General features: G+C 52.6%; 27 protein-coding genes and 2 tRNA genes. 5 read left to right on the top strand and 24 right to left on the bottom strand.

Annotated elements, in window-relative coordinates:
- Positions 1 to 208 precede the first annotated feature (208 nt).
- From FYJ53_RS16150 to FYJ53_RS16140, 3 genes are all read right to left on the bottom strand, one after another.
- Positions 209 to 763, bottom strand: coding sequence for a glycerol-3-phosphate responsive antiterminator (locus FYJ53_RS16150; protein WP_148429371.1), 555 nt, complete (start codon positions 761 to 763; stop codon positions 209 to 211).
- A gap of 231 nt (positions 764 to 994) precedes the next feature.
- Positions 995 to 2,479, bottom strand: a complete 1,485-nt coding sequence (glpK, locus tag FYJ53_RS16145) for a glycerol kinase GlpK (RefSeq protein WP_013381169.1) — start codon at positions 2,477 to 2,479, stop codon at positions 995 to 997.
- 310 nt (positions 2,480 to 2,789) lie between these two features.
- The gene (locus tag FYJ53_RS16140; RefSeq protein WP_013381171.1) at positions 2,790 to 3,557 is read right to left on the bottom strand and encodes a ZIP family metal transporter; all 768 of its coding nucleotides are present in this window, start codon (positions 3,555 to 3,557) and stop codon (positions 2,790 to 2,792) included.
- 139 nt (positions 3,558 to 3,696) lie between these two features.
- Between FYJ53_RS16140 and FYJ53_RS16135 the strand changes: the two genes are divergently transcribed.
- Positions 3,697 to 4,017 (top strand): nucleoside triphosphate pyrophosphohydrolase, encoded by a 321-nt coding sequence (locus tag FYJ53_RS16135; RefSeq protein WP_013381172.1) that lies wholly within the window; start codon positions 3,697 to 3,699, stop codon positions 4,015 to 4,017.
- Positions 4,018 to 4,298: 281 nt separating this feature from the next.
- Here the strand turns inward: FYJ53_RS16135 and FYJ53_RS16130 are convergent, their stop codons facing one another.
- From FYJ53_RS16130 to rplS, 5 genes are read right to left on the bottom strand one after another with little or no spacing between them, the layout of a single operon-like run.
- Positions 4,299 to 4,670 carry a YraN family protein gene (locus FYJ53_RS16130; protein ID WP_148429373.1) on the bottom strand — a complete coding sequence of 124 codons (372 nt, stop codon included), beginning with the start codon at positions 4,668 to 4,670 and terminating at the stop codon, positions 4,299 to 4,301.
- 20 nt (positions 4,671 to 4,690) lie between these two features.
- Entirely contained in the window at positions 4,691 to 5,479 is a 789-nt protein-coding gene (locus FYJ53_RS16125) for a ribonuclease HII (protein WP_148429375.1), read from the bottom strand.
- Positions 5,466 to 6,296, bottom strand: coding sequence for a ribosome biogenesis GTPase YlqF (gene ylqF / locus FYJ53_RS16120; RefSeq protein WP_013381175.1), 831 nt, complete (start codon positions 6,294 to 6,296; stop codon positions 5,466 to 5,468). The genes FYJ53_RS16125 and ylqF overlap by 14 nt, the downstream gene beginning before the upstream one ends.
- A gap of 1 nt (position 6,297) precedes the next feature.
- Positions 6,298 to 6,837 (bottom strand): signal peptidase I, encoded by a 540-nt coding sequence (lepB, locus tag FYJ53_RS16115; RefSeq protein ID WP_013381176.1) that lies wholly within the window; start codon positions 6,835 to 6,837, stop codon positions 6,298 to 6,300.
- 53 nt (positions 6,838 to 6,890) lie between these two features.
- Complete coding sequence (gene rplS / locus FYJ53_RS16110) at positions 6,891 to 7,232, bottom strand: 50S ribosomal protein L19 (protein WP_013381177.1); 342 nt, start codon at positions 7,230 to 7,232, stop codon at positions 6,891 to 6,893.
- Positions 7,233 to 7,506: 274 nt separating this feature from the next.
- On the opposite strand from rplS, the gene FYJ53_RS16105 reads away from it, so the two are divergent.
- Positions 7,507 to 7,947, top strand: coding sequence for a GNAT family N-acetyltransferase (locus tag FYJ53_RS16105; protein ID WP_013381178.1), 441 nt, complete (start codon positions 7,507 to 7,509; stop codon positions 7,945 to 7,947).
- Between the two features lie 63 nt (positions 7,948 to 8,010).
- On the opposite strand, the gene trmD is transcribed toward FYJ53_RS16105, so the two are convergent.
- From trmD to FYJ53_RS16035, 14 genes are all read right to left on the bottom strand, one after another.
- Positions 8,011 to 8,700 carry a tRNA (guanosine(37)-N1)-methyltransferase TrmD gene (gene trmD / locus FYJ53_RS16100; protein WP_013381179.1) on the bottom strand — a complete coding sequence of 230 codons (690 nt, stop codon included), beginning with the start codon at positions 8,698 to 8,700 and terminating at the stop codon, positions 8,011 to 8,013.
- A complete protein-coding gene (gene rimM / locus FYJ53_RS16095) occupies positions 8,697 to 9,215 on the bottom strand; it encodes a ribosome maturation factor RimM (protein WP_081474230.1) in 519 nt (172 codons plus the stop codon). The genes trmD and rimM overlap by 4 nt, the downstream gene beginning before the upstream one ends.
- Positions 9,216 to 9,283: 68 nt before the next feature.
- Positions 9,284 to 9,514 (bottom strand): KH domain-containing protein, encoded by a 231-nt coding sequence (locus FYJ53_RS16090; protein WP_013381181.1) that lies wholly within the window; start codon positions 9,512 to 9,514, stop codon positions 9,284 to 9,286.
- A gap of 15 nt (positions 9,515 to 9,529) precedes the next feature.
- Complete coding sequence (gene rpsP / locus FYJ53_RS16085) at positions 9,530 to 9,775, bottom strand: 30S ribosomal protein S16 (RefSeq protein WP_013381182.1); 246 nt, start codon at positions 9,773 to 9,775, stop codon at positions 9,530 to 9,532.
- A 49-nt stretch (positions 9,776 to 9,824) separates the two neighbouring features.
- On the bottom strand, positions 9,825 to 11,171 hold the full coding sequence (gene ffh / locus FYJ53_RS16080; RefSeq protein ID WP_154557485.1) for a signal recognition particle protein: 1,347 nt from the start codon (positions 11,169 to 11,171) through the stop codon (positions 9,825 to 9,827).
- An 8-nt stretch (positions 11,172 to 11,179) separates the two neighbouring features.
- On the bottom strand, positions 11,180 to 11,545 hold the full coding sequence (ylxM, locus tag FYJ53_RS16075; RefSeq protein WP_041689894.1) for a YlxM family DNA-binding protein: 366 nt from the start codon (positions 11,543 to 11,545) through the stop codon (positions 11,180 to 11,182).
- Positions 11,546 to 11,706: 161 nt separating this feature from the next.
- Positions 11,707 to 12,642, bottom strand: coding sequence for a signal recognition particle-docking protein FtsY (gene ftsY, locus FYJ53_RS16070; RefSeq protein WP_013381186.1), 936 nt, complete (start codon positions 12,640 to 12,642; stop codon positions 11,707 to 11,709).
- A gap of 97 nt (positions 12,643 to 12,739) precedes the next feature.
- Positions 12,740 to 16,318 (bottom strand): chromosome segregation protein SMC, encoded by a 3,579-nt coding sequence (smc, locus tag FYJ53_RS16065; protein ID WP_154557484.1) that lies wholly within the window; start codon positions 16,316 to 16,318, stop codon positions 12,740 to 12,742.
- A gap of 17 nt (positions 16,319 to 16,335) precedes the next feature.
- Entirely contained in the window at positions 16,336 to 17,004 is a 669-nt protein-coding gene (gene rnc / locus FYJ53_RS16060) for a ribonuclease III (RefSeq protein WP_013381188.1), read from the bottom strand.
- A gap of 122 nt (positions 17,005 to 17,126) precedes the next feature.
- Positions 17,127 to 17,351: an acyl carrier protein gene (gene acpP / locus FYJ53_RS16055; protein WP_013381190.1), complete on the bottom strand. Its 225-nt coding sequence runs from the start codon at positions 17,349 to 17,351 to the stop codon at positions 17,127 to 17,129.
- Positions 17,351 to 18,367: a phosphate acyltransferase PlsX gene (gene plsX, locus FYJ53_RS16050; protein ID WP_090414276.1), complete on the bottom strand. Its 1,017-nt coding sequence runs from the start codon at positions 18,365 to 18,367 to the stop codon at positions 17,351 to 17,353. The genes acpP and plsX overlap by 1 nt, the downstream gene beginning before the upstream one ends.
- A gap of 57 nt (positions 18,368 to 18,424) precedes the next feature.
- Entirely contained in the window at positions 18,425 to 18,601 is a 177-nt protein-coding gene (rpmF, locus tag FYJ53_RS16045; protein WP_013381192.1) for a 50S ribosomal protein L32, read from the bottom strand.
- A 30-nt stretch (positions 18,602 to 18,631) separates the two neighbouring features.
- Positions 18,632 to 19,102 (bottom strand): DUF177 domain-containing protein, encoded by a 471-nt coding sequence (locus FYJ53_RS16040; protein ID WP_090414274.1) that lies wholly within the window; start codon positions 19,100 to 19,102, stop codon positions 18,632 to 18,634.
- 190 nt (positions 19,103 to 19,292) lie between these two features.
- The gene (locus FYJ53_RS16035; RefSeq protein WP_090414273.1) at positions 19,293 to 20,483 is read right to left on the bottom strand and encodes an acetate/propionate family kinase; all 1,191 of its coding nucleotides are present in this window, start codon (positions 20,481 to 20,483) and stop codon (positions 19,293 to 19,295) included.
- A gap of 145 nt (positions 20,484 to 20,628) precedes the next feature.
- Between FYJ53_RS16035 and FYJ53_RS16030 the strand changes: the two genes are divergently transcribed.
- Genes FYJ53_RS16030 through FYJ53_RS16020 form a run of 3 tightly spaced genes read left to right on the top strand, consistent with a single transcriptional unit; the run spans position 20,629 to position 24,691 of the window.
- Entirely contained in the window at positions 20,629 to 21,870 is a 1,242-nt protein-coding gene (locus tag FYJ53_RS16030; RefSeq protein WP_148429381.1) for a nucleotidyltransferase family protein, read from the top strand.
- Entirely contained in the window at positions 21,867 to 23,450 is a 1,584-nt protein-coding gene (locus tag FYJ53_RS16025; RefSeq protein ID WP_148429383.1) for a carboxylesterase/lipase family protein, read from the top strand. Before FYJ53_RS16030 ends, FYJ53_RS16025 begins: the two co-directional genes overlap by 4 nt.
- An 11-nt stretch (positions 23,451 to 23,461) precedes the next feature.
- Positions 23,462 to 24,691, top strand: coding sequence for an aminopeptidase (locus FYJ53_RS16020; RefSeq protein WP_148429385.1), 1,230 nt, complete (start codon positions 23,462 to 23,464; stop codon positions 24,689 to 24,691).
- A gap of 216 nt (positions 24,692 to 24,907) precedes the next feature.
- On the opposite strand, the gene FYJ53_RS16015 is transcribed toward FYJ53_RS16020, so the two are convergent.
- A tRNA-Lys gene (locus tag FYJ53_RS16015) sits at positions 24,908 to 24,983 on the bottom strand.
- An 8-nt stretch (positions 24,984 to 24,991) separates the two neighbouring features.
- A tRNA-Tyr gene (locus FYJ53_RS16010) sits at positions 24,992 to 25,076 on the bottom strand.
- Positions 25,077 to 25,118: the final 42 nt, after the last annotated feature.

Here is a 25,118-nt window from a genome sequence, read left to right as displayed (position 1 = left end):
TTTTAAACCCCTTTCATGGATCTATATTTTCGGCTTTTAGCCGATGGTTCACAATTTCCGGGCCTGTCTGCAGGCCCGGTCCCCCAAAATAATACGAAAAAAAGTCCCGCTTAATAAACCCACAGTCTTACACCCCTTGTACACTGTGTGTCTATTAAGCAGGACTCACCAAAAACCATCCATGCATTACTATTTTGTTTTTAAAAGTTTACCAGAAAGCCCTTTTGCTGATGGTGATCCCTGCGAAACCGGCACGCTGTACCTTTTCGATCATCTCAGCGGTCTGGATAAAGCCTCCTGCCAACAGCGGAATCCGGGATACCCGTTTCAGCTCGTCTACAAAGCCGAGGGCCGCTACAGCGGGCAGCACTTCGGCTGCATCGACCTTGGCGGATTCCAGAATCCTCAGGCTGGTATCAAAGCCCCTTGAATCGACAATAAAGAAACGCTGCACTGTTACCAGGCCGCACCGCCTGGCCATGCCGAGCTTGGTGCTGTCGGTCGACATAACGCCGTCCACCCTGTAATAGTTTTTCAGCAGCTTCATGCCCACCTGGTCACGTCCAAAGCCTCCGAGAAGCTCCAGGTTTACCCAGGCGTCCTTGCCGTTTTGGTGGACCATCTCCACCAGGGACTGCAGATTGGCGATATTGGCTTCGGTCAGGAGGACGATCTCCCTCGAACTTTTGAGGGCCACCTCTAAATCATTAAGCCGTCTGATGGACGGAATCATTTGAAATTTTCCAAAGTCAATTTTACTCATAGTCACTCACCAATTGTCTAAATATTATCACAGAAAAAAATAAACGTCAAGGAAAAAGTTGAAGGTGGAAGGTGGAAAGTGGAAAGTTAATGCGCGCTTTAGCTGACGCAAAAACGATTTAAACTGCGGTCACAGGCCACATCTGATCAAATGTGCAGAGCATATTTGTACCAAAACTTTCCACCTTCACCTTTCAACCTTCTACCTAAAAAAAGCCCCGAAGGGCTTTTTTTATAACCAGTCTTTTGATTTTTCGACGGCTTTGCACCACTGGCTGTACAGGGCTTCTCTTGTCGCTTCGTCCATCTGCGGGGTGAAGACGCGGTCGGCTTCCCACAGGGCTTTGATCTGGTCTTCGTTTTCGAAGATGCCGCAGCCGAGGCCGGCAAGGTAACAGGCGCCAAGGGCGGTGGTTTCAATATCCTTTGGTCTTATAACGTTACAGTTCAGGATATCGGCCTGAAACTGCATGAGGAAATCGTTCTGGGCAGCGCCGCCGTCAACTTTGAGCTCTTTGAGCTTGACGCCGGAGTTCCGTTCCATTTCTTCGAGCAGGTCACGAGTCTGGTAGGCCATGGACTCGAGGGCCGCGCGGGCCATCTGTTCCTTGGTGGTGGCGGCGGTGATGCCGATCATCATGCCGCGGGCGTTCATGTTCCAGTGCGGCGCGCCCAGCCCGGTGAAGGCAGGTACAAAATACAGGCCGCCATTGTCCGGAATGCTTTCGGCCATGGCTTCGGTGTCCGCTGCCTTTTCGCAGATATTGACCTTATCGCGCAGCCACTGAATAACCTGTCCGGCGATAAGGATGCTGGCGCCCATGGAATATTTTACCTTGCCGTCCTTACCCCAGGCAACGGTCAGCAGGCCTTTTTCGGTTTCCGGTGCTTTGTCGCCGGTAAACATAAGCGGCACTGCGCTGGTGCCGTAAGTATTTTTCGCGGTTCCTTCTTCAAAACAGGCCTGTCCAAACAGGGCTGCGGACTGGTCACCGGCAATACCGGTGATTGGGATTTCTGCGCCAAACCATTCAGGATCGGCATAGCCGAAAAGCCCTACGGATTCCTTGACTTCTGGGAAGATCTTCCAGGGCAGATCCAGCATGTCCATAAGCTCGTCGTCCCATTTCAGTTCATAGGAATTAAAGACCATGGTTCTGGCAGCATTGGAGTAATCGGTGGCGTGTACCTTACCCTTTGTCAGGTTCCACAGCAGCCAGGAATCAATGGTGCCGAAGAGCAGGTCTCCGTTTTCAGCTTTTTCCTGGGCGGCCGGAACATTGTCTAAGACCCAGCGGATCTTGGTAGCCGAGTAGGTGGGGTCGATTACAAGACCCGTCTTCTTATTGACCATGTCGTTGCAGCCCTTTTCGATCAGACCCTGGCAGATTTCGGTGGTACGGCGGCAGCCCCAGACGATGGAATTGTGCACAGGCACGCCAGTGTTCTTATCCCACAGAGTGGTGGTTTCACGCTGGTTGGTGATGCCGATGGCTGCGATGTCTTTTCCTTCCAGGCCAGCCTTTTTAATGGCGTTGCGCGCGGTTTTCAAAGTCACATTCCAGACGGTCAGACCGCTCTGGTCCCACCATCCGGACTGCGGAAAAAACTGTTCGTATTCTTCGTAATCCAGCGCGATGGCCTTCCCCTGTTCGTTGTAAACAATCCCCCTCGAACCAGTGGTTCCCTGGTCCATAACCAAAATATACTTGCTCATACTTACAACCTCCTATAGCTCATAAATAATCTTTTTCAAGATTGTATATCATAAACCCGGATTTGTAAACGCTTGTTTTTCAGAAATTCAAAAGCTATTCCGCTGAAACCCTGATAAACACTTGTTAAATTTGCATTTTATTTTTTTTAGAACAAGAAAAAAGAGCCATGATGGCTCAGATTTTAAAAAATTGGGTTGCGGCGAAACCGCCAGTGCTTTGTCTTTCATCCCGACAGATAAAAAGGGGCAAGCCCCTCCTCCGGCTCCTCTTTTTTACGCTTAATAAAAAGGCGCTGCCGCTCTGGGATTCTTAATGTCCCGCGAGCTGAAGAAAGACATACATGAGCAGTACGCCCAGAATAATCATATAATTGACATGGTGCTGTTCCTCGTCCTGGTAAATTTTGGGAAGCAGCTCGTCGAAAACCAGGTAGAGCATGATGCCGCCTGTCATGGCGAGAAGCACTCCCTGAAATGCAGTTGTAATAAATGGCATTAATATTAAATAGCACACAATGGCCAGCAGTGCCTCGGCTACCGCCAGGCCGCCGATGAGCAGAAGGCACTTTTTCTGGCTGCATTCGAGGGTTTCAAGCTGGGCGATGATGACAAAGCCAATGGGAATATTGTGCAGGCCGATAACAAGGATCATGAACCAGGCAAGAACCGGATCTGCATTTCCTGCAACCAGAATGGACAGCAGCTCGAAGAGACTATGAAACCCAAAAGCCGCCAGAATAATATAGACCAGCTGGTGATGCCCATGGTGTTCCCGCTCGCCGGGCACCAGGTCATGGTGGTGCTGAACCGGGATCATTTTCTCAAACAGGATAATAAACAGGGCTCCGCCGGTCAGGGCCGCTGCCATAACCCACAGTGGAGTGTCAAAGGCCTCTTCTAATATCTCGTGAGCCTCGGGGATAATTCCGAAAAAGATAATGCCCAGCAGAAAACCGCCGGACAGGCCCAGCAAAAGACCGATGCTTTTTGGATATTTTTTGTTTAAGGTGACAAATATGTAGCCGCCCACCAGCATCATAGCGGCCGCTACTAAAACGCCAAAATAGATCTGTATCATAAAAACTCCTGTTGTTTTCTTCGTCTTATCTTAATTATATGCCTTTTTGGGGACGGTTAAAAGAGAAAATATTGCGTTTTTGGGGATGATCTGTTTTAAATATACCCCAAATAGGATATAATAATAACGAGGTGATGATATGAAACACGAATATAACAAATTAGTACGAGACAAAATCCCTGATATCATTCGAGAAAGCGGCCGAAGCTGTGATTACAAAATTCTTAGTGATGCAGAAGTTTTAGATGCCTTGAAGGATAAGCTTATCGAAAAGGCCAATATTTTCGCCGAACGTCCTTCTGAGGATGAAATCTCCGACATCTACGAGCTCATCGACGCCATTGTGGAAAAATTCGACTATGAACCCATGCACATCGATTATCTCAAGCTCCAGAACAAGGAGACTAAGGGCACCTATTCCGGCAACACTTTCCTGATTTCCGCAGATGACGGGAAGTGAAAAAAGCGGTCTTAGACCGCTTTTTTGCTATCAAAAAACCTTATCATTAGGAGGCAAAGTGTTAAAAAGAGGCTTGTTTAGTTGAAAGTTGAAAGTGGATAGTGGAAAGTTCAGGTGCAAATTCGCTTTGCGAATTTGATTGGAAGCGGCCTACGGCCGCCCTTTTAACCGTTTTTGCTTTAGCAAAAGCGTTCATTAACCTTCCACATTCAACCTTCCACTTGAAACAGCCTCTTGTATTAATTTTGCTGCTGCCTTTCAACTTTTTTAACCGCTTATTTTCAATTTTCCATTAAAAACGCGTTCTCAATATGATTCACGCTGTACCCGCTGTCCGGGTCGCCTGAAACCTCCACCACGTCGAAGCGCACATTCCAGTCAAAGAGGCTGTTCTCCTGCAAATACCACAGCGCGGTCTTGATCATACGCTGCTGCCTGCGGTAGTCCACCGCCTGGGCCGGGGTGCCGTAGGCATCGGTAGTCCGCAGCTTGACCTCTGTAAAGACCACTGTCTCCCAAACCTGGCTGATCAGGTCGATCTCCCCGGTCGCCTTGCGGTAATTGCGCGCCCGGAGAACATGACCTTTTTCTTTAAGATACTGAGCCGCGATGGCCTCACCGCGGTCGCCCTTTTGCTTATTGTATTTCTTCACGCTGTTTTCCCTGCTCTGCCCTATACAAAATTCTTAACAAATGACCGTCTATGTATAGGGGTAAGTCCGTACTTTTTGATGGCGGCAATGTGCTCGGCGGTGCCGTATCCCACATTTCGGTCAAAGCCGTATTCGGGATACTGCTCGTGGTACGCGTGCATGAGCTTATCCCGGTATACCTTGGCCACAATGCTGGCCGCGGCGATGGAATAGCAGGTGGCGTCGCCGTGTATAATCCCTCTTACTTCGGCCTGTGTCTCAATGGTGAGGGCGTCGATGAGCATGAGGTCGGGCTGGGGGTCCAGCTGGCTGACAGCCTCGCTCATGGCACTTTTGGTGGCCTCAAGGATGTTCAGGGCGTCAATCTGCTCCGGAGTACGCAAGCCAATGGCGACGGACAGAGCCTCGGCGCGGATCTGCGCATCCAGGGCTTCGCGCATTTTTGCGGAGAGCTTTTTGGAGTCATCTACATACAGAATGGCGGAGTCCCTAGGCAGGATAACGGCCGCACATACCACCGGGCCTGCCAGCGGGCCGCGTCCCACCTCGTCGCTGCCGCCGATCCTCTGGAAGCCCTCGCTGTAAAAACGTTCCTCGACAGCCTTCATCTGGGCAGTTTTCCGAACAGCGGCGCAGCGCTTTTCGTACTGGCGCTCTAAGCTCTGTCCCTGCTTTTTAACAGCGGCGCGGCTGTCCTGTGAAAGCACCTGTGCCAGGGCGGGATAGTCGTCTATATCCACACTCTGGCACAGTTCTCTGACAGCCTTGGCCGTCATGCTTGCAATTTGTTCTGGGTTAACGCTGGTCAATGGTGATTCTCCCAACCTTTCCATTTTTAAAATCATTCAGGAGCATTTCACTGGTCCTGAAGTAGTCGTACTCGCCCCCGCGCAGAAGGAGCCCCCGGCTCTTTGCGACCGCGTCGAAGATTTCGGGCAGGCGCTTGTCCTCCAAGTCGATTTTATACAGAGCGGCTACGTCCTGCGGGTAGTGCTCGACCAGGAATTTGAGCAGGTCGGCGGCGATGTTTTCTTTTTCAAAAATGGTGTCTTTGATGGAGCCGATCCAGGCCAGGTGAACGCCGACCGCGGGGTCCTCGAACTTAGGCCAGAGGATACCCGGTGTATCGAGCAGCATGAGGCCGTCGGGCGCGGTGAGCCACTGCTGGCCTTTAGTCACTCCAGGCTTGTTGCCGATCTGGGTCTTTTTCTTACCGATCAGGGAGTTGATGATGGTGCTCTTGCCCACGTTGGGAATCCCGCAGATCAGGCATTTGAGCTGCTTTTTATCCTTGGGGTTCAGGCTTCTGAGTTTGGCGACCAGCTCGGGCTTTTTCTTCTGGTCGAAGGCGTTGTAGAGCATGACCTCGTCCACGCCGTCTCTGCCCTTCAGGTAGTCGGCCCATTTCTGGTTCTGGTCGGGGTCGGCCAGGTCGGCCTTGTTCAGAAGCACCAGGTGCCTTTTATGCTCGGTGTACTGGTCGATATCGGGGTTCTTGCTGGCGATGGGCAGGCGGGCGTCCAGCACCTCCACCACGATGTCGATGAGCTTGAGCTTCTCGCGGATCTGGCGGCTGGCCTTGGCCATATGGCCCGGGTACCACTGGATTGCATCGTTCTTTTCCATATCAGCTCACCGATCCAAACTTGTCAAAGGGCCAGAACCTAAAGAACACGTGGCCCACGATGTCCTTGCGGTCCACAAAGCCCAGGCTTGTGAAGCGGCTGTCGGAGCTGTTGGCCCGGTTGTCGCCCATGACAAAATAGGTGCCCTCGGGCACCGTTACCTCTGGAAAATCGCCATAAGGGTCGGTGTTGACATAGGGCTCATCAATGGGCTCCCCGTTAACGTAAACGACCTGGTCCTTGATGGCGATGGTATCGCCGCCCTTGGCGATAACACGCTTGACGTATTCCACGCTGCTTGAATAATTTAAGATCACGATGTCGCCGTAATCGGGCTCGCCCAGGCGGTACTCAATTTTATTGATGATGAGGCGGTCGCCGTTTTCCAGCGTGGGGTGCATGGAGCTTCCCTGCACCAGTACAAAATCAAAGAGAAACATCTTGATGACGAAGGCCAGCACCACAGCAATGATGATGGACTGTATCCACTCTCTGGCTTCGGAATGTTCCTTTTTCACTTTGCGGTTTTCATTCTGACTCACAGAATCACTTCCTTTACATACAAAATAAGGGGCCTACAGGCCCCCTCTCGTTTTTACCGTCTTTCTTTGACTTTTGCTGCTTTACCAACTCTGTCGCGCAGGTAGTTGAGTTTTGCTCTTCTGACCTTACCACGTCTGGTAACTTCAACTTTTTCAATTTTTGGTGAGTGTACCGGGAAGGTTCTTTCGACGCCTACGCCGGAAGAAATCTTTCTTACGGTAAAGGTTTCTTTGACACCGCCGTGCTGTTTTTTCAGTACAACGCCTTCAAAAATCTGAATTCTTTCACGCTTACCTTCAATAACGCGTACGTGGACCTTTACGGTGTCCCCTACGTTAAATTCCGGTTTTTCTGCTTTCATGTTTTCCTGTTCGATTTTTTTGATAATATCCATCTCACAGCCTCCTTCAGTTCGTTTTTTGATGTTCGTATATGAAGCCCATACAGAGGACCATCTCTTGATTTCGCATACTATGATAGTATACCCTAAGACAAAATATTTGGCAAGCTGTTTTTGAAATTTTATGGCGGAAAATCTGGTAATCTCGTCGTGGACATAGCACTCGCTGTAGTAGGGCAGGATAGGTTTTTAGCACTAAAAAGATCTTTTCTTGACAATCGAGACGACGTTTGTTAAACTGGCAAAAAATTGGGAAGGAGTGGGTGCAATGCAGATAAAACCCTTGAAATATCACGAAAAAAACACGGCAATGGAGCTGGTATGGACCACCTTTTTAAAATTCGAGGCTCCGGATTACAGCGCGGCGGGCACACAGCATTTTAAAGCCTTTATTCGGGACAGCCGGGCCATCGGCGCCCTGGATATGCTGGGTGCTTTTGAGGGCAGCGTTCTCACAGGTCTCATTGCGCTGGACCCGGCTCGGCGTCACATCAGCCTTTTCTTTGTGGATGAAAGATGGCAGGGCCAAGGTGTCGGACGTCAGCTTTTTGACTGCCTTGCCCGGGAGGTACCGCACTGCCCCATCACGGTCAACGCTTCCCCCTACGCTGTCCCCATTTACAGGTGCCTAGGCTTCACCCCCACTGCTCCCGAACAGCTGACCAACGGTATCCGCTACACGCCGATGATTTATAGGCGCGAAAAATGACCGGCTCTTTCAGCCAACTGCCGCGGTTTTAGAGCGTACTCACCAGCACCCGGACGCTTTCTTTTACTTCTTCCGCTTCCACTTCTCATACAAATCCGGACGCCGGATCCTTGTCTTTTCGACGGCTTGTTCGTGCCGCCAGTCCGCGATGGCTTTGTGGTTGCCGGAGAGCAGCACCGGGGGCACCTCGCGGCCCTCAAACACCGGCGGCCTTGTGTACTGGGGGTACTCCAGCAGGTCGTTCTCAAAGGATTCCTCGCTCAGGCTCTCGTTATTGCCGAGGAAGCCGGGCAGGTGCCTGGCGATGCAGTCGGCCATGGTGAGAGCCGGCAGCTCGCCGCCGGTGAGCACGTAGTCGCCGATGGAGTATTCGTCGGTGACATAGGCCTGGATAAAGCGCTCGTCAATGCCCTCGTAGTGGCCGCAGATAAAGATCAGCCCCTCTGCCTCTGACAGGGCCTCGCCCTCCTGCTGGGTGAAGGTCCTGCCGCCTGGGCTCAGGTGGATAACCGGATAATGGGCGCCGCCCTCGATGCTTTTAAGGGCCGCAGCGATGGGCGGGGCAGCCATGACCATGCCCGCTCCGCCGCCGTAGGGGTAATCGTCCACTTTTTTATGCTTGTTGCCCGAGTAGTCCCGGATATCGATGACCTCGTAGTCCACCACGCCGCTGTCCACAGCCCGTTTCATCATGCTGTCCCCGAAATACTGGTGAATGAGGCCCGGGAACAGGGTCAGGAAATAGTATTTCATAGGTTCATCAGTTCCTCTGGAATGTCGGCGGTGATACGTTTATTCTCAAAATCCACCTTCAGGAAATAGACTTTGCGCGCCGGCACATAGACCAGCTTTTCCGGGGTTTTGATCTCAATATTGTCCACACTGCCGGCGGTCTGGATCACGTCCTTTACGACGCCGACGGGCGCGCCGTCTGTGTCTGTAACGTCCAGGCCGATGAGGTCCTCAATGAAGTATTCGTCCTCCTCCAGAGCCACTGCGTCCTCACGGTCTACAGCAACGGTGCGGCCGATGAGCTTTTCGCTCTGGTTGCGGTCGCTCACGCCTTTCAGGGTCAGGAGCACGTTGCCCTTGTGCAGGCGCACCAGCTCTACCTCGCAGCACTCCTGCTTCTGCCCGTCCTGCACATAGACGGTGTCCAGCCCGTAAAACCGGCCGGGATCATCGGTCAGGGGGTAAACCTTGAGCTCACCGCGGATGCCGTGGGCGCCCAGGATTTTACCGATCACCATGGTTTCTTTTTTCATCATTTCCTCCAAATTAAAATACGATTAAAAAAAGGGATCGTTCGGCTTTGAACAATCCCGTTTTTCCATGTCTATTGAACAATTTCCAGTACAACGCGTTTATCGTCTTTTGTAGCCGCTGCTTTGAGAACCGTACGGATTGCCTTGGCAATGCGGCCCTGCTTGCCAATCACCTTACCCATGTCCTCGTCGGCGACTTTGAGCTCCAGAACAATGCTCTGTTCCTTGTCAATTTCGTTGACGACGACTGCGTCTGGATGATCGACCAGCGCTTTAGCAATGATTTCTACAAGCTTTTTCATTACCACTCTCCTGGACTATCCAATAATATTTTCTTTTTTCAGTAATGCCTGAACAGTGTCGGTCGGTTTTGCACCATTAGCTAACCAGCCTTTGATGGCTTCAGCGTTCAGTTTTAATTCTGCGGGTTCTACGCATGGATTGTAGAAACCTACTTCTTCGATGAATTTACCATCTCTTGGTGCGCGGATGTCCGCAACGACGACTCTATAGAAAGGTTTTTTCTTTTTACCCATTCTTTTTAATCTGATTTTAACTGCCATTTTATTTCCCCCTTTCTGTGAAATTGCTAAATTAATTTATAATAAAAGCTTACATAAACGGTAGCTTGAACCGTCCTTTTTTGGCCTTGCCCTGCATGGCGCCCATCTGCTTCATCATCTTTTTGGTCTGCTCAAAGCCTTTGAGCATCCGGTTGACGTCGGAGACTGTGGTGCCGCTGCCGAGCGCGATGCGCTTCCTGCGGCTACCGTTAATAATTCCGGGCTTCAGCCTTTCCTCGGGCGTCATGGAACGGATAATGGCCTCGGTCTGTTTGGTCTGTCCCTCGGCGGCGTCCATGTTCATGCCCTTCAGCATTTTTTTGTTGACCCCGGGCATCATTTCCATCAGATCGCCGATGGAGCCCAGCTCCTGGAGCTGCTGCATCTGGTCCAGAAAATCGTTGAGGTCAAATTCCTGGGTTCTCAGCTTTTCCTCGAGCGCTCTGGCCTTTTCCTCGTCGATCATGTTCTGTGCCTTGTCAATGAGTGACAGGACATCGCCCATGCCCAGAATCCGGTTGGCCATGCGGTCGGGGTAAAAAAGCTCAATATCGGTCAGTTTTTCGCCGGTCCCGATGTATTTGATGGTTTTCCCAGTGGTGTAGGTGACGGACAGCGCCGCCCCGCCACGGGTATCCCCATCCAGTTTGGTTAAGACAACGCCGGTAATTTCCAGCTGCCTGTTAAATTCGTCGGCCACATTCACGGATTCCTGACCGGTCATGCCATCGACCACCAACAGGATCTCGGTTGGTTCGAGCAGCTCCTTGAGGTCTACCAGCTCGTTCATCAGGGTTTCGTCGATCTGGAGGCGCCCGGCGGTATCAATGATCACCAGGTTGTAACCCTCAGTCTCGGCAAATTCCAGGGCCTTTTTGGCAATGACTCTGGGATCCTTCTCGTCCTTGTTTAGGTAAACGGGAATGTCCAGCTCCTTGCCCAGTATTTCTAACTGGTCGATGGCCGCGGGACGGTAGACGTCACAGGCTACCAGCAGTGGTTTAAACTTCTTTTCCTTGCGCAGAAGGTTCGCGATTTTGGCCGCGGTGGTGGTTTTACCCGCCCCCTGGAGCCCCACCATCATAAAGATGTTGATGCCCTGCTCCACAAATTCCATTTTCTGGAGCTCACCGCCCAGCAGCTTGGTCATCTCGTCGTTGACGATTTTAATGAACTGCTGTCCCGGGGTCAGAGATTTTAAGACCTCCTCGCCCACGGCGCGCTCGCTCACAGCCTTTGTGAACTGTTTGACAACCTTGAAGTTGACGTCGGCTTCCAAAAGCGCCAGCTTGATTTCGCGGCTGGCAGCCTTAATGTCCTCTTCGCTCAGCTTGCCCTTGCGTTTTAAGTTTGAGAAGATGTTTTGAAATTTTTCATTCAAGCCTTCAAAAATCATGATATCACCTAATAATCTTCGCTAATTCTGTTCATTTTCTCTTTGATGGCTGTCAGCTCACTGCCCAGAGCCGGATGCTCTGCGACCAGCTCGGTCTTGAGAAGCGCTTCCAGCTCGAGGATCACACCGTCGATGAGCTCCTGGCTTTTTAAAAACCGCTCAACCAGCTTCAGCTTGTCCTCGTAGGCCTGCATCTGCGCTTTGGAACGCTTGACCACGTCGTAGACGCCCTGCCTTGTGACATGAACCACATCGCCGATTTCGGCCAGATTATAATCATCGTTATAATAATAATCCATGATCATTTTCTGCTTGTCTGTCAGCAATTCTCCGTAAAAATCAAAGAGTAACCGCTCCAATACGTTCTTTTCCATAAGCACCTTCAACAGCGCGTAAAGTCTCTTCCCTTTACGCACTTACCTATTTTAAGGTTTTTCCATCGGCTTGTCAAGCCTTTTTCGCCTTTGTCAAGAAAAAAACTTGACAGGTTAAGCAACCGAAAGGTTTTTGGACCTTAGCTTTCCACTTTCCAGTTTTAATCTTCCATTTCTTCATTCTGTCCGCCGCCCTCATACAGCATGCGCACAAATTCGCCGGCGTCAAAATCAATGAGGTCTTCGGGCTTTTCCCCGATGCCCACATACTCGATGGGCACCTGAAGCTCGTCGATGATGGCAATGGCCACGCCGCCCTTGGCGGTACCGTCCATTTTGGTCATGACAATGCCGTCCAAGTGTACGGCGTCGTTGAAGGTTTTGGCCTGGTTCAGTGCGTTCTGGCCTGTGGTCGCGTCGAGCACCAGCAGGTTATGCACGCTAAAGCCCTGCCCCTCCCGTTCTACGACCCGGGTGATCTTTTCAAGCTCTTTCATCAGGTTAACCTTGTTGTGCAGGCGCCCGGCAGTGTCGCAGAGCAGGATATCTGCGCCCCGGGCCCGTGCGGCGCCGATGGCGTCAAAGACGACGGATGAAGGGTCCGCTCCTTGCACACTCTTGATAATGTCCACACCCACGCGGTCAGCCCACACGTCCAGCTGTTCGGCCGCGGCGGCTCTGAAGGTGTCGGCCGCGGCCACCATGACCTTTTTGCCCTGGTCCTTGTACTTCTGGGCCAGCTTGGCGATGGTGGTGGTTTTGCCCACACCGTTGACGCCCACCACCAGCATGATCACTGGTAATTCGGTCTGGTGTTTTTCCACCTCGACCATCTCGGTCATGATCTGCCTGAGCAGATCCATGACGTCCTGCTTGGCCTTGGTCTTGGTCTCCTTGATCTGCTCACGCAGGGTTTCGGTGATCTTGGTGGCGGTTTCGATGCCCAGGTCGGAAAGGATAAAGGTTTCCTCCAGCTCATCGAAAAAATCATCGTCGAGGTCGCCGTAGTACACAACGTTCTCGACCTTCTGTATAAAGCTATCTTTTGTCTTTTTGAGCTTTTGGCACATCCGCTCATAAAGGGTCAGTTCTGACATTTCACACCTCGTTTTCTAAATTAAAAATTAAAAATGGAAAATTCAGGTGCGAATTGGCTTTGCCAATTCGATTGATATTCTAAAATTTTCCATTTTGTTAAGCTCCCGGCTCAATATAATCCGACAGCCTTACCGCCACCAGCTTGGAGATCCCATTTTTGGCCATGGAAACGCCGTATATGGCGTCGCAGGCCTCCAAGGTGCTCTTACGGTGGGTGATGATAATAAACTGGTTGTCGGTGGCAATATGCTCTAAATAGCTAGTGAACCGGTAGATGTTATGGTCGTCCAAAGCGGCGTCGATCTCGTCGATGACGCAGAAGGGCGACGGGTTCAGCTCCAGGAAGGAGAACAGCAGCGCGATGGCGATCATGGATTTCTCGCCCCCTGACAGCAGGGAAATGTGGCGCAGGTTCTTGCCTGGCGGCTGGGCCACCAGCTCAATGCCGCTTTCCAGCACGTTTTCGGGGTCGGTATACTCGATGTGGGCCTTGCCGCCCTCAAAGAGGATGCCGAAGATCCGGGTGAATTTCTTCTGGAGCTCGGCGAACTGCTTTGCAAACTGCCGCTCCATGGATTCGTACAGGCTGTCAATAATGCGCTCCAGCTCGCCCTTGGCCTTGGTCAGGTCCTTGTATTGGGCGCTCATAAAGCCGTAGCGCTCGTTCAGCTCTAAATATTCCTCGATGGCCCCCACGTTCACATTGCCCATGGCGGCCATGCGGCCCTTTAAGCTGCGCTGGTTCTCGGGGCTCAGGTCCAGGTCCTCCTGGCTCAGGGCCTCGTAGATGTCCCCCACCATGACAAAGTTCATGTCATAGCTCTCGAAGATATTTTCTTCCCAGTGGGTCATCTGCATCTCCAGCTTATTCTTTGCCATCTCGGCGTTGTTCTTTGTCTCATTCTGCAGGATGAGCTGATGGTTCAGGTCCTTGATCTCCTGCTCCAGAGCCTCGCTGATGGCGGTCTGCTCTCGCGTCTCGGTGGAGAAGCTCTCTAAGGCCGCGCGCTTTTCATCCACGGCTGCCTGCAGCTCCTCGGTCTCGACCTTCAGGACCTCACAGCGGGTGCGGTGCAGGGCGCTGCTCTCGCGGCAGGCCCGGATCTCACTCTCGACCTTTTTCTCACGGCTGATGCAGGTCTCGATCTGGCTGTGGATCATGGCCATCTGCTGCTCCAGGGAGCGGATGCCCTCATTGTCCCGGGCCAGCTTGATCCGCCCCTCGGAGATTTTGCGGTTCAGGCCCTCGATGGCCCCGCGGACCACCTCGATGTACTCGGCGCTGCCGGTATCGTCCTGCTCCATTTCCGCCTCCAGAGCGGCCAGCTCGGCCTCCTTCTGAGCCACCGTTTCCCGCAGGCGCTTTTCATTTTCAAGCGAGCTTCCCGCATCGTCCTGCAGGCTTTTAAAAATGCGGTCGCTCTCGGCCATGCGCTTTTTGGTGGTCTCCAGGTTCTGGGTAATTTTCCAGTGCTCCTGCTCCACGCTGTTCAGGCGCAGCTCGGCCTTTTTGGCGGCCTCTTTCAGGGCCTCATAGGCCTTAAAGGCCTCGCGGTAGGCGGCCTTGATCTTGAGTTTTTCGCTGTCCTGCCGTTTCATCTCGACTTCCAGCTTTTCGATCTCGGCCTTTTTAAACAGGGGCGACTGCTTGCCGCTCTTGGTGTACCCCCCCACGATGGCGCCGCCGGGGTAAAAGATTTCGCCCTCCAGGGTCACCACCGTATATTTGCCGAATATGGCTTTCTGGATGGCCCGCCCGGCGTTAAAATCGGCGGCCACCACAATGCGGCCCAGCAGGCTCTCGATGACCCGCTTAAACCGGGGTCCGTACTCTACCAGCTCGGAAGCGATGCCCTCAAAGCCCGGCGTGCGGGACAGGATCTCTAGATCCCTGGCCTCTACCCGGCCGTAGCGCAGGTTGTCCAGGGGCAGAAAGGTCGCCCGGCCTGCCCGCTGTTTCTTCAAAATATTGATGCACTGGTTGGCAGTGGTCACGTCCTCCACCACAATGTTCTGGCTTTTGGCCCCCAGGGCCACGTCCACAGCCATGGTAAAGCAGTCAGGGATGGACAGGAGCTCTCCGACCGGGCCGTAGACCTTGTTGATCATATCGCCCAGGTGCTCCCGGGAGTTCATGATGGTCCGGATGCTCGGGAAGTAGTCGCTGTAATTTTTCTGGACGCTCTTTAAATAATCGCGCTGGGAAAGGTTAACCTTGTAATTATTTTCCAGCACGCTGTAGTCATTTCTCAGGCCCTGGGCTTTTTTCTCAGCTTCCTCGGTCTGGTCCCTGAGGCTCTCGGTCTCTGCCGCCAGACGGGCACGGGTGCGCTCGTTCTGCTCGGCCTCCATCAGGGTATCGGAGAGCAACTGGCTGCTGCGCTCCTGCTCTGCGCTCACGCGCTTTAGCTGGTCCTCGTGAAAGCTTTTCTTGGTGGTAAAGCCGGCCAGTTGGGTTTTCAGGTCCAGCAGGGTATCGTTCAGCATAGCCCGCTGCTGCTCCCGTTCTTCCCTCAGGCTCACACCCTCGGCCTGCTTCAGCTTTTCGGCTTCCAGCTCGGCCTGGTGCCGGCTTTTCTCGTCCACCAGCTTCTGCAGGTCGGCGTTCTCGGCCTCGTAGGCCTGGGCCGCCGCGTCGCGGGAGGCGGTCAGCTCATCATACTCGGCCTGGAAGCGGCCGTGCTCGTCCAGGTGGGCGTTCAGGTCCTGGGTAAGCCGCTCGGCGTTGGCGGACTCGTTCTCGCTTTTGCCCTGGGTTATGAGGAGCTCACGCTCGCACTCGCCAATGCGCTTTTTCAGCTGCTCCAGGGCCTCTGCCATGGCGTCGGCCTGCTCGGTAATGCCCCGGATATTGCCCCGGGCGTTCTGGAAATCGCGGTCCTTTTCCTCGGTCTTTTTCTCGATCTCAAAAATCTGGAACCGGATCTCGGCCAGCTGCTTCTCGTAGGCGGCCAGCTGCTCTGAGGCGTCCTTCATATTGTGATAGAACACCATGAGGTCGACCTTTTTAAGGGCCTCCCGCAGCTCCAGGTACTCCTTGGCCTTTTCGGACTGGGCCTTCAAAGGCTTCAGCTGTTTTTCAATTTCTTCCAGGATGTCCTTCAGTCGCTCCAGGTTATTCTGGGTGTTCTCAAGCTTTTTCTCGGCCTCCTGCTTTTTGGTCTTGTAGTTAACAATGCCGACAGCCTCCTCCACAATACCGCGAAGCTCCTGGGGGCTGGCGCCGATAATATTCTCAATCCCGCCCTGGCTGATAAGGGAATACCCATTTTTGCCAAGGCCGGTGTCCATAAACAGCTCATGGATATCCTTGAGCTTGCAGCTTTTCTGGTTCATGCGGTATTCGCTCTCGCCGGAGCGGAAAAGCCGCCTGGTGATGACAATCTCGTCCAGATTGTCCAGGGTAAAGCCGCTGGTATTGTCTAAGGTCAGGGTGACCTCTGCGTAGTTGAGAGGTTTCTTTTTCTCGGTTCCGGAGAAGATAACATCCTCCATCTTCTTACCCCTCAGGGACTTGGTGCTCTGTTCACCCAGCACCCAGCGGATCGCGTCGGTTATATTACTCTTCCCGCTGCCGTTGGGGCCGACAATGGCAGACACCCCCTTGGAAAATTCCAGCTCTACGGGCTCCGCAAATGATTTAAACCCGGCCAGGGCCAGTTTTTTCAGGTACAACCGCACACCTCCTCTTTTTATTCACTCTTTTTGTCTTTAAACAGATAGTTTTTCGCCGCGTTCTGCTCGGCTTCTTTCTTACTCTTACCGGTCCCCTTGCTCACGACCACGCCGTTAAAGGTCAGGTCGATGAAAAAGGTCTTGTTGTGCTCCGGCCCCTCGGATTTTTCCAGCACATACTCGATGGCGTTGTCACTGTGCTTCTGGATCTGCTCCTGAAGCTCGGTTTTGTAATCCTTGATGAGCCCGCCGCTCAGGGCCAGCTCGATGTTTTTTTCAAGGGTTCCCAGCACGACCTTTTTGGTGGTGTCATAGTCGCTGTCTAAAAATACCGCGCCCATCACTGCCTCAAAGGCGTTGGCCAGATTGGATTTGCGTTTTCTGCCCCCGGTTACAATTTCCCCCTTGCCAAGGAGCATATATTCCCCCAGATTCAGGTCAGAGGCGGCCTGGGACAAGGATTCGGCACATACAATATTGGAGCGGATTTTCGTCATCTTTCCCTCGGAAAGCTTGTTGTATTTATACAAATACTCGCTGATAATCAGTTCCAATACTGCATCCCCCAAAAACTCCAGGCGTTCATTGTTCGTGGTCGTTCCTGAATGTGAGCTGTGGGTCAGCGCCACCTTCAGAAGTTCCTTGTCCTTAAATGTGTAAGCAATGCGATCTTCAATTCTCTTCATTCTTTTCCACCTCACTTTTTAGTGCGGCGGCCGCCTTCCCCCGGGCGGCCAGCCTTTTCATATAAGTAAAACCTGTTAAATTCAGGCCAAAACGAAAGAAAAGTCCGCAAAGGGACTTTTGTTTAGTTTAGTGCGTTTACGATATCACCAACGGTTTTAATATTTTCAAGCTCTTCGTCCGGCATTTTAACGCCGAATTCTTCCTCAAAGGCCATGACCAGCTCAATGACGTCCAGAGAGTCTGCTTCCAGATCCTCCATCAAAGAGGATTCCATAGTGATCTTTGCCGGATCAAGCTCCAGCTGTTCCGCGATAATTTCCTGAACTTTTGCAAATTTTTCTTCCATTATTCTTTCTCCTGTTCCTTAGCTGCCTTTTCTTCCTGTAATTTGGCAGTGATTTTGCCCAGAACATCGTTGTCAATAAACTTAATGCTCTGGTTAATGGCGTTTTTGATGGCATAGGCGCCACTGCTGCCGTGGGCCTTGATGATGCCGCCCTTCACGCCCAAAAACGGTGCTCCGCCGGCTTCGTCTGAGTCAAACTGCTTCTTGAACTGTTTCAGGTCGTTTTTGATGAGCGCCCCGCCGATCTTGCCCTTGGCAGAGCCCATGATGGATTTTTTGATCCCTTTCATCAGGTAGCTGGACAGACCCTCGAGCAGCTTGAGCACAATGTTGCCTGTAAAGCCGTCACACACCAGTATATCCACATCGGTCGTGGGAATATCCCGGGCTTCGACATTGCCCACAAAATTCAGGTCACTGTTTTTAAGCAGCTGGTAAGCTTCCTTGACCATGATGCTGCCCTTTTCCTCCTCAGAGCCAATGTTGACCAGGCCTACCTTAGGATTCTTTTTACCCAAAACGCTCTCAAAATAGACATGTCCCAGCATGGCGAACTGTTCCAGATACTCGGACTTGCAGTCTGCATTGGCCCCGGTATCAATGAGCAGCACCACGCCGCCGTCCTTTGGCAGCGCAGCCGCCAGCGCCGGACGCTTGATCCCCTTGATCCTCCCCAGTTTAAGAAGCCCGCCGGAAAGCAGCGCGCCTGTGCTGCCCGCTGAAATGAGCACGCTGTCAGGATCGCCCTTCATGGCGTTTAAGGCCACCACCAGTGAGGAATCCTCTTTTCTGCGGATCGCCATTGCCGGCTCCTCGTCAAAACCGATGACGGTCTGCGCGTGGAGCACCTTTATCTTATCCTGTGGATAGGGATATTTTGCCAGCTCCTGCTTTACGATGTCCTCCTTACCCACAAGGGTGAGCGGCACACCGTATTCCTTGACGGCGTCCACCGCGCCTTTGACAATCTCGACCGGCGCGTTGTCGCCGCCCATTGCATCGACGAATATATTCACGTTAACACCTTCCTAAAAATAACTCCGTATAGAGAAAAAACAGAGTCGGAACTCTGTTTAGTCTTCAATCATTACATTTACATCTTTATAGGTTCCGCAGGATTTGCATACGCGGTGTGGTAATTTGATTTCACCACATTTTGGGCATACGCTCATACCAGGGATATTCAGTTTGTAATGTGTTCTTCTCTTGTCTCTTCTAGATTTAGAAATTTTACTCTTTGGTACTGCCATCTTTTACACCTCCTATGTTTAAGTCACATCTTACAGTAGCTCTTTAAGGGCTTCCATCCTCGGATCAATATCCGTGTCATCCCCGCAACTGCATTGTTCTTGATTTAAGTTTGCTCCACAACTTGGACATAACCCCTTACAGTCTTCGTCACACAAAACCTTAAACGGCTCGTTGATAAAGAGACACTCCTCAACATAGGGCACCATATCAATGGTCTCCGTACCCGGGTCCGTTTCGATCGTATCCTCGAATTCAAAGACACTGCTAACGGGGGTGGGTGTAAGACAGCGGGCGCAGGGATAAACAATCACTCCGGTCAAAGTAAACTTCATCAAAAACTCAGTAGCCCCGAGCTTTTTAATGCTGCCCTTCACCAAAGCGCCGTTTTCATCCAGCTTTCCCTCATAATCGTCCCCATATCCTTTGAGATCATCCTGAAACAGACGAAATTCATAATTCAGGGTTTCATCATTTAATAATTTTAAAACATTAATAATCATTTCATAACTCCAAATGGGCAATCCTCATTATATATAGGATTGCCCATTTTGTCAAGTAAAAATCTTTACAAACGGGCCACAAATTTCAAAGGCTGACGAAAGCTTAAAAATACGGGATTTTTATGCCTCCGGACACAGAGATGGCGTGCCCATACGACACGCCATCTCTGTGTGATTGTTTTATTTATGATTAACCAACTAATTCAACGGTATCGCGGGCGATCATTAATTCTTCGTTGGTCGGGATCACCATTACCTTGGTTCTGGAGTCCGGAGTCGAGATCACAAGCGCTTCGCCGCGTTTGCTATTCTTTTCTTCGTCCAACTGGATGCCCAGGTATTTTAAGCCGCTGCAGACCGCTGCGCGGTCCTTGGAAGAGTTTTCACCCAGGCCGGCTGTAAAGATAATGCCGTCAACGCCGTCCATGGCCGCTACATAAGCGCCGATGGTGGTTTTTACACGGTAGATAAAGATATCCAGGGCCAGCTTAGCGCGTTCATTGCCCGCTTCAGCCGCCGCTTCAACATCACGGAAGTCCGAGCTTACGCCGGAAACGCCCAGCACGCCGGATTCCTTGTTCATCATGGTGTTGACCTGATCCACAGTATAGCCTTTGTCACATAAGAAAGGAATGATGGCCGGGTCAATATCGCCGCAGCGGGTACCCATTTCAAGGCCAGCCAGCGGGGTTAAGCCCATGGAAGTGTCAATACATTTGCCATAGCGGATCGCAGCCACACTCGCACCGTTTCCTAAGTGACAGGAAATTAATTTCAAGTTGCCGATGTTTTCACCCAGCAACTCAGCAGCCGTCAGGCTGACAAAACGGTGGGAGGTGCCGTGGAAGCCGTATTTACGGATTCTGTGTTTTTCGTACATTTCATACGGCAGCGGGTAGATATAAGCTTCTGCCGGCATGGTCTGGTGGAAAGCTGTGTCAAACACGCCGACCATCGGTACGCCCGGCAGCAGTTCTTCACAGGCACGAATCCCGATTAAGTTGGCAGGATTGTGAAGCGGCGCCAGCTCAGAGCAGTCTTCCATTTTCTTAATCACTTCATCGTTGATAACAACAGAGCTCGCAAAAGTTTCAGCGCCGTGAACGGTTCTGTGACCGACAGCGTCAATTTCCTTAAGATCCTTGATCACGCCGTGGTCAGCGTCAACCAGGGCCGCCATAATAATATCCAGAGCTTCCTTGTGTGTTTCCATTGGCTGTTCAAACTTAACCTTATCTTTACCAGCCGGCTGGTGAACCACAACAGCGCCGTCAATACCGATTCTCTCAGCTAAACCTTTTGCCAACACTGTTTCAGTGGCCATATCCAGCAACTGATATTTCAGTGATGAGCTGCCGCAATTAATAACAAGTACATTCATTTTTAAATTTTTTCTCCTTTTATTGTCTTTTTCAGATAAACAATTTATAATTGAACTACACTAGTATATAATAACAGTAACAAACCAATAATGCCATTATTTTTTTGTTTTTTTGGGCTAAATTATTGCTCAGTTGGAGGAAAGCATGCAAACTCAGGCCATCATCTGCGAATACAATCCCTTTCACAACGGCCACGCCTACCAGATACAGGCGGGAAAAGAGGCCGCCGGCAGCACCCACACCCTGGCGCTCATGAGCGGAAGTGTGGTTCAGCGGGGCACCTTTGCCATAGCCGATAAATGGCTGCGCGCCCGCACCGCCCTGCTGTCCGGGGCCGATCTGGTCTGCGAGCTACCCTTCTGCTACGCCGCCCAGAGCGCCGAGTACTTTGCCGCCGGCGCTGTCAAAATCTTAAACGCCACCGGCGTGTGCGACACCCTCTGCTTTGGCTCAGAGGCCGGCGACCTCGAGGCACTGAGTGCAGTGGCCCAGAGCCTCGCCTTTGAGACGCCCGCCTTCAGAGACGCTCTCAAGGCCTTTCTCGGCAAGGGTCTGGCCTTTCCAAAGGCCCGGGAGCTTGCTTTTAAAGCCATCGATGGCGAAAAATCCGCATCTTATCTGCGGGAGCCCAACAATATTCTGGGTATAGAATATCTCAAAGCCCTGCGCCGCACCCACAGCGCCATCCGGCCCGTCACCATAAAGCGGCAGGGAAACGCCTACCACGACACCCAGGCCCAGAGCCGCTACGCCAGCGCCACCGCCATCCGGCAGCTGCTGGCCGCCCCCGGCGCTGGCGCCCAGGCGCTAAAACCCCTGCTCCCCTACGACCCCGCCCTGCTCTTAAGCGATCTTAAAGAAGCGCGCGTCCCCTGGGAGGAAAGCTACGCCAAGGCCCTGCTCAGCCAGATCCACTCCCAGGATCTGGCCCGCTTCAGAACCCTGCCCTATATGGAGAAAGGCCTCGAATTTAAGCTTAAAAAGGCCCTGGGCGCAAGCGGGAGCTACGACAGCATTGTGGATACCCTCACCTCAAAACGCGCGCCCAAAAGCCGGATACGGCGGATTTTAATGAACCTGTCCATGGGCTTTGAGGCCCGCGACCTCCGCCGCTTCGCAGCCCCCGGCTTCGTGCCCTGCCTCCGGGTTCTGGGCTTTAACGAAAAGGGACGGGCGCTGCTAAAGGCCATCCGCGAACAGGACGGCCTGCCCGTCATCACCAACACCCGCGCCAACATCACAAGGCTGAGCCCCGACCAGCGCGCCTGCTTCGATTTCGACGCCCGCGCCACCGACCTGTTCAGCCTGTTCTGCGAAAAGCAGTACCGCTACCACCGCGATTACACCCAAAACCCTGTCATCATAGCCGAAAAGGAGGCCTTATGAATCTGAATTTTAGCATTATCCCCAACGCAGAAGCCCCCCTGCCCCCCAATCCCACCATCTATCCGCCCTGCGGCCCCGTCACCGGCGTTTTCCGAAAAAACGTCACCAGCTACAAGGGCATTCCCTTTGCCAAACCGCCGGTGGGCCCCCTGCGGTTCCGGCCGCCAGAGCCCGCCCCGGCCTGGATCAGCCCGCGCGAATGCTTTGAATTCAGCGATAAATGCCTCCAGTTCGGCGGCATTCTGGCCGATCTCCCGCCCATGTACAGCGCCTTCGGAAAAAGCGAGGACTGCCTGTACCTCAACGTCTGGACCCCGGCCACCGCGCCTGGGGAAAAACGCCCCGTTTACGTCTACGTCCACGGCGGCGGCTTTGCCACCGGCTCCGGCTCCGAGCTCATGTTCGACGGCACCAATATGGCCGAGCGGGGCGTGGTGGTCGTTACCTTTAACTACCGCCTCGGCGCCTTCGGCTTTTTAACCCTCGGGGCCATGGAAGAGGAATCCGGCAGCATCGGCAACCTCGGCCTCCTCGACCAGATCCAGGCGCTGAAGTGGGTGCGGGAAAACATCGAAGCCTTCGGCGGCGATCCCGAAAACATCACCCTGGGCGGCGAATCCGCCGGCGCCTTCAGCGTGACCGGCCTGCTGCTCAGCCCCCTGGCCAAGGGCCTGTTCCACCGGGCCATCGTCGAGAGCGGCTCCATCCTGTCCATCGGAGCCTTCTGCACCCGGGCTAAGGGCAACCTTGCAAAATCCATTGCCATGGGAAAAGACTTTGCCCAGATCTTCGGCGCAGACGACAGCCCAGAGGGGCTTGAAAAACTCCGGGAAGCCCCGGCAGAGGCCATGGCCTACCTGTCCATGATCAAGGCCGACCGCGCCCTGCCCCTGCGCTTTTCCTTCTGGCCTGTATTTGACGGCGCCATCCTGCCAAAAGACCCCATGCAAGCCTTGAAAAACGGAGACTATAACGCCGTCGATCTGCTCATCGGCTACAATACCAATGAGGCCACCCTGTTCTTCAAAAGCAACAACAACTTCGGCTCCTACCAGATGATGATCTATGATCTCTTCGGCGCCGACAACGCCCCCGCTGTGTTTGAACGCTTCCCCATCAAGGACGAGCGCAAAGCCGAACGCCAGCTCGAAGCCATCTTTACCCATACCGGCTTTATTCTAGGCATGCGCATCATCGCCGACTACTTTGCCGACGCCGGGCGCAATGTGTTTTTTTACAATTTTAACTACGATCCCGCAATCCTTAAAATCGTCGGGCTCGACACCGCCCACTCCCTGGAGCTGCCCTTTGTTTTCGGCAACGCCATCGGAAAAATGCGGATCAGCAAAATCAGCATTCTGTCCGACCAGATGCAGACCCACTGGACCAATTTTATGAAAACCGGCAATCCCAATACCGGCGGCGAATACAAAAATATGATGTTCTGGCCCTTCTACAACACCAGAACCCGGCAGCTCATGGTTTTTGACAAGGAACTTTCCAACAAAACCATGCCCGATGCCGATACCCTCGATTTTTTACAGAATTTACTCTATGGTGAAAAACCCTACTATTTATAAAGGAGATAATCATGCAGAAAGAAAATTTACAAAAGCTGGCTAAACTGGCTGTCCGCATCGGCGTCAACATTCAAAAGAACCAGAACCTGGTCGTCAATTCCCCCATTGAGTGCAGCGAGTTCGCCAGAGCCCTGGCTGAAGAAGCCTACAAGGCCGGCGCCAGAGACGTCAGCATCAATTACAGCGACGAAAAATTCAGCAAAATCCGCTATACCCACGCCGATCTCGACGTGTTTAAGGAAGTGCCCGACTGGTTCGTGGCCAAGCAGAACGACGCCGTCGAAAAAGGCTCAGCCCTCATCTCCGTCTACGCCGACGATCCCGACCTCCTGAAAGACGTTGACCCCGAAAAGATAAAAACCGCCTCAGCCGCTATCCAGAGTGCCACCGAAGCCTACCACATGGCCATGATGAATAATGAGTGCCGCTGGTGCGTGGTCTCCGTGCCCACAGTCGGCTGGGCCGCCAAGGTATTCCCCGGCGTCGAACCCGAAACCGCTGTCGATATGCTCTGGGAGTCCATCTTCAAAGCCACCCGGGCCGACCAGGATGACCCCATTGCCGCCTGGCACCAGTTTAATAAAAGTTTTGAGGATAAAACCCGCTTCCTCAATCACAGCCAGTTTGTCAAATTCATCTATAAAAACAGCCTGGGTACCGACATTGAAGTCGGCATGCCCGAAAACCATATCTGGGCCGGCGGCAGCGAAAAAGCCGCAGACGGCGTCGAATTCTTCCCTAATATCCCCACCGAGGAAGTGTTCTCCGCTCCGCATAAAGACAAGGTCAACGGCACCTTAGTCAGCTCCCACCCACTCGTCTACAACGGCCAGCTCATCGACAACTTCTCGCTGACCTTTAAAGACGGCAAGGTCGTAAGCTACCAGGCCGAAACCGGCGAAGAAGCCCTCAAAAACCTCGTCGAAGCCAGCGAAGGCTCCAACTACCTGGGTGAGATCTCCTTCGTTCCCTACCACTCCCCCATTTCCGATATGGATACCCTGTTCTACAATACCCTGTTTGACGAAAACGCCTCCTGCCACTTCGCTCTGGGCGCCGCCTACCCCACCTGCGTCAAAGACGGCTCCAGCATGAGCGTGGACGAACTCAAAGAAGCAGGACTCAACTACTCCACCACCCACGTCGATTTCATGGTCGGCACCGAAGACCTCAGCATCACCGGCATCCAGGCCGATGGCACTCAGGTTCCGATCTTTGTAAACGGCGACTGGGCCATCTAGCCCAAGCTATCAAAAAAAGAAGAACCTTTGGCATATCCAGCCAAAGGTTCTTTTTAAATGGAATAAAACGACATGCCAAAACGACACACCACCGCCCGGCACTCAGCCCAGCGCAAATTTTTCACCAAACCCTCGTGAGATAACGTACCAAAACAGCGCGCCATGTCCAGCAAATAAAAAAAGCAACTGTTTTCACAGCTGCTCTATCTTCTAAAATGGTGACCCATGGGCGACTTGAACGCCCGACACCCTGATTAAAAGTCAGATGCTCTACCAACTGAGCTAATGGGTCATAAAAAGTGGTGGGGAGAGATGGATTCGAACCATCGTAGACTCCGTCAACGGATTTACAGTCCGCCCCCTTTAGCCACTCGGGCATCTCCCCAAAATAAAAATGGAGCTGATGATAGGACTTGAACCTACAACC

Source organism: Eubacterium sp. BL-380-WT-2B (assembly GCF_009696115.1).
GTDB lineage: Bacteria > Bacillota > Clostridia > Eubacteriales > Eubacteriaceae > Eubacterium > Eubacterium callanderi.
The sequence above is the reverse complement of the archived record's forward strand: the minus strand, read 5'-3'. Positions and strand labels throughout refer to the sequence as shown.